The organism is Kosmotoga sp., assembly GCF_982836095.1.
Window position 1 is genome coordinate 1 of record NZ_CEYIHJ010000159.1, and the last position, 4,309, is coordinate 4,309.

4 protein-coding genes are annotated in these 4,309 nt (G+C 41.4%); 1 reads left to right on the plus strand and 3 read right to left on the minus strand.

The window, feature by feature from the left end; genetic code table 11:
- Positions 1-237 precede the first annotated feature (237 nt).
- The 3 genes from AC3LHT_RS09195 to secG form a co-directional block, all read right to left on the minus strand.
- Positions 238-1,824: an S-layer homology domain-containing protein gene (locus AC3LHT_RS09195; protein WP_488662679.1), complete on the minus strand. Its 1,587-nt coding sequence runs from the start codon at positions 1,822-1,824 to the stop codon at positions 238-240.
- Positions 1,825-1,912: 88 nt separating this feature from the next.
- On the minus strand, positions 1,913-3,109 hold the full coding sequence (tyrS, locus tag AC3LHT_RS09200; protein ID WP_488662680.1) for a tyrosine--tRNA ligase: 1,197 nt from the start codon (positions 3,107-3,109) through the stop codon (positions 1,913-1,915).
- 17 nt (positions 3,110-3,126) lie between these two features.
- Entirely contained in the window at positions 3,127-3,375 is a 249-nt protein-coding gene (gene secG, locus AC3LHT_RS09205; protein ID WP_366011067.1) for a preprotein translocase subunit SecG, read from the minus strand.
- A 110-nt stretch (positions 3,376-3,485) separates the two neighbouring features.
- Between secG and AC3LHT_RS09210 the strand changes: the two genes are divergently transcribed.
- The coding region (locus tag AC3LHT_RS09210; protein WP_488662681.1) for a tetratricopeptide repeat protein at positions 3,486-4,309 on the plus strand (824 nt) is incomplete at its 3' end.

Sequence of the window (4,309 nt, forward strand, 5' to 3'; positions counted from 1 at the left end):
TTTGAAACCAGCATTATCAAAGTAGATTCCTGCCTGAACCTTTCCACCACCGGAGATCGTTACAGGGACTGCAAAAAGACCTACTGTTAAAAGAACAACAAGGACCACTAAAAGTTTCTTCATTTACACTTACCCCCTTTGACAGAGATATTTGGGTTTTAGAACTATTTTACAGTATATCACATTTGTTTTGTGCAAATCAAGCCGGGTACTGCACTACAATACCCGGCCAGACAATTACTTGAGAATCAAAGCAACCGTTCCAACTGCAAGAGCCACAAAAGAGAGGATTGTCGCCAAATTAGTGGATCTCTGGAATTTGTCAACTTTATTGTCCACATCAGTCTTAACAGCCTCGATAGAAGCATTGGTGTCTGTCTTGAGAGTCTCGACATCTTCTTTCAAGGTCTTAACATCCTCAGCATCCGCTTTGGATCTCGTGAGCTTGTAAACATCTCTGCTAAGTTTGTTGGTGATATTCACGAGAACGTTGTAATCATCGATTTTCACATAGGTTTCTTCAATGTTTTTCTCGAGATCGGCGAATTTGCTTTCAAGAGCCATGATGTCAAACACGTTGGCGTCTATCTGATCAAAAGCAACATTCATATCTTCGTTGAGTGAAGCTACTCCGGCATCAAGGTTGCCAATCTTTTTAGAAAGCTTATCTTCTGTCATGCCAATCTTTTTGTAAAGGAAGCCCATCTTTTCAGAAAGCTGGTCAGGCGTGACAAAATTGAGGTTGGCAATCGTATCGTTCAGCTTAACAACGGAACTGCTAAGCATCTTCGATGTTACCTCCAGATCAGTAACCCTACCTTTCAGAGCTTCAACATCGCCAGCTTCTGCAAATGTACTAAGTTTTCCTTCAACTTCGGACAGCTTCTTTTCAAGGCTCATTATAGAATTTATATTCGCATCAACCTGGTCATAAACAACGTTGATGCTGTCTTCGAGGTCGGCTGTGGTAGACTCAAGTGTACCTTCAAGAGCCGCTATCTTATCATCGTAAGCCTTAAGAGCTGCAGCATCTGCCTTGTTTCTGTAGAGTTTAAAGACGTCTCTTGTGAGTTTGTTGACTATAGCCACGGTGGTTTCGTAATCTTTTACTGTCACGTAGTTTGCAAATTCTTCTTTGATAGCATCGATTTCCTTAAGCTGTGAGCTGAGCTTGAGAATCTTCGTGTAAAGAAGTGACAATTTCTGATCAAGCTGCTCGGAGGTAACCATTTTGTTCTCAATAGCATCGACTCTTCCCTTGTAAGCGGCAAAATCATCCTTGAATTTTGCCAGAGACTGACCGAGAAGTTTTGTTGTTACCTCAAGATCAGTTGTCTTACCGTTGAGCGCTTCAAATTGAGCGTCGTAAGCGTCGAGAGCTTCTTTAACGCTATTGAGTTCTCCGTAAACATCTTCACGGAGTTCCCAAACTTTTTGCTCAACACTATCAAGGTCGATATCCGCTACTTTCCCTTCGAGATTCCTGAATTCGGCCATAATATCGATTACGCCCTTCTTCACATCTGAAATCTCAAGAGAGAGACTAGCGACCTTTTTTGTAAGAGCGAAAACGAGTTCTTGAAGCTTTGCGTCGCTTGATTCAGAGTAGTCAAGGAGCTTGGCAATGGCTTCAGCAAGCTGGTAACGAGTGACTGCTTCGTCACCTCTGTAAGTACCATCCGGAAATCCCTGAAGTAACCCAGCTGAAGTGGCTTTCATTACGGCATCATATGCCCAGTGGTCCTCCGAAACATCGGTGTAAGCAACACCAAAGGCAACTGCTGCGAACACTACGAGGGCCAGTAAAAAAGCAAGTTTCTTCATGAAACCTACCCCCTTTCAAAATGTTTTGCAATTATAGTTGGCCATAGTACGAACCTATTATACAGTAAACCAGCTATCAGTTTCAAGACTAAGGTTTATTTTTGATTCTGTAAAAACGTCTCTTTCCGATTCTCAGTATATCACCGTCGGAAAGTCGCAATTTAGCGTGTGTATCGCTGATTGCAGCATTATTGATTCTCACGCCACCTTGTTGAATCAGCCTTCTCGCTTCACTACGGCTGGAAATCTCGGCGAAATTTGCAAGCAGTTCAACTATACCAATTTCACCATGATTTAAAGCTATTTCCGGCATTTCTTCTGGTATGTTCTTATTTCTAAAAACCCTTATAAAATATGCCTGAGCTTCTTTGGCCTTTTCATTACCATGGAACTGTCTGGTAATATCGTAGGCTAGTTGCATTTTTATATCTCTTGGATTAACATCGTGGGTTTTGATTTGTTTTTCATAGTTTGCTATCTCTTCATCGGAAATGTCTGTAAGCAACTTCATGTATTTTATAATCAGCTTATCAGGTATAGACATTATTTTGCCATACATATCCACAGGTGTATCTTCAAAGGAGATGTAATTATCATAGCTTTTGGACATCTTTAAGTTTCCATCCGTGCCTTCGATAAGCGGTAGAGTAAGGATAATCTGTGCTTTTAAGCCGTACTCTTCCTGTATTTTCCTTCCAACTATGAAATTGAAATACTGGTCATCTCCACCGATTTCAACATCTGCTTTGACTACGACTGAGTCATAGGCCTGCGCAAGTGGATAAAGGAATTCTGCCACGCTTATTGGTTCATTGTTTTTATATCTTTTATCAAAATCATGTCTTTCAAGCATTCTTGCAACGGTGTACTTTGCTGCTAGCCTGATCACATCTTCAAAATTCATTTTATCAAGCCACTCTGAATTGAAGCGAATTTCTGTTTTTTCCTTATCCAGTATTTTGAAAGCCTGTTTACTATAAGTAATAGCATTCGCCTTAGCCTCTTTCATAGAGAGCATAGGACGAGTTTTCGAACGTCCAGAGGGGTCGCCAATTCTTGCGGTAAAATCGCCGATTATGAGGATTACCTGATGCCCATAATCTTGAAACTGCCTGAGCTTTCGCAATACCACTGCGTGGCCCAAGTGAAGATCAGGTCTTGAGGGATCAACACCCAATTTAACCCTCAAAGGCCTGCCTTCCTTTAATCTTTTGAGCAGTTCATCCTCAGAAACAAAGGACACTGCGTTTTTCTTCAGTTCTAACAGTTGTTTTTCAGGGGACACCAAAGCCATCACCTAAATCAGGAAAGCGGAAAGGCTCTGGAAATAACATAAGCCAGGAGCACGCTGTTAACCATAAAAGCCACGGACAACCAGACGGTAATCTTACCAGGGGTGTCAAGACCCTTTTTTCTACCGAACATGGTGTGCGTTCCACCACTTCCAAAAGCTCCACCAAGTTCTGAAGCTTTGGTCATCTGCATGAGCACAAGAATAACCAGCGCCACACTTATTATGGTATGTAGCGCGATGAGGAAATAGGACAACATTACCATGGATGATACCTCCTATTATCGCGATATTGTTCGTTTCGTATTATACTATAAGTGTTGATTTGTAGCAAATATAGTATTCTTAGTATTCTGGAGGTGTTTCTTTATTGAAGCATGAAGTTCTTGTTTATCTCCCTTTAAAGCCTTCAGCAGCAAAAATGCAGAATCTCCCTGTGAAGCTACCCGTGAGAATCGAAGACCTTCCGAAAATCGTAGATCAGGACAAAATAGATCTGGATATCATCATTCGGGGACTGGAGACTCAGCACAGGGTAAAAGCCGATGATTATTATGATTCATACCTTCTCTTTTTCTATTACGAAGCTTTTAAAAGGGCGCTGAATAACGGCAATGTGGACGATGCAAAGATCTGGCTTGAAAAAGCAGGAAAGCTGAAAATAGATTACCGCTATTTTTTTTACAAAGGGTTGCTTTTACGCGAAGTCGGAGAACTTGATCAATCTGAAATCGAGTTGAGAAAAGCTGTTGAAATGAACCAGGATTTCTATGTAGGTTACTACGAACTTGGACGGTTGCTCCAGAAAAAAGGGGAATATGACGAAGCTGTAAAATTTCACATAAAATCCCTGGAACATTCTCATGGAGAATTCGACTTACCCTTGCTTGGCGTGGTTGATGCTTATAGCGCTTCTGGGATGCTATCCACAGCTCTTGAAGTGCTGGAACGCATACCAGGCGATTCTCAAATTCTCATTGATGCACTCTTGAGAAAGGGCGTAATATTGAATGAACTTCAAAGGTATGCTGAGGCTGAGAGAGTATTCAACACGGCTCTACACAAAGAAAAACGTTGGGAGCTCTTTTATAACAGGGCCTATGCCAGGGAACGACTTGGTAAACTCTATCCGGCATTTTCTGACCTCAAAGAATCCTACAATCTAAATTCCGTGGAAGACATTTTATATGACAT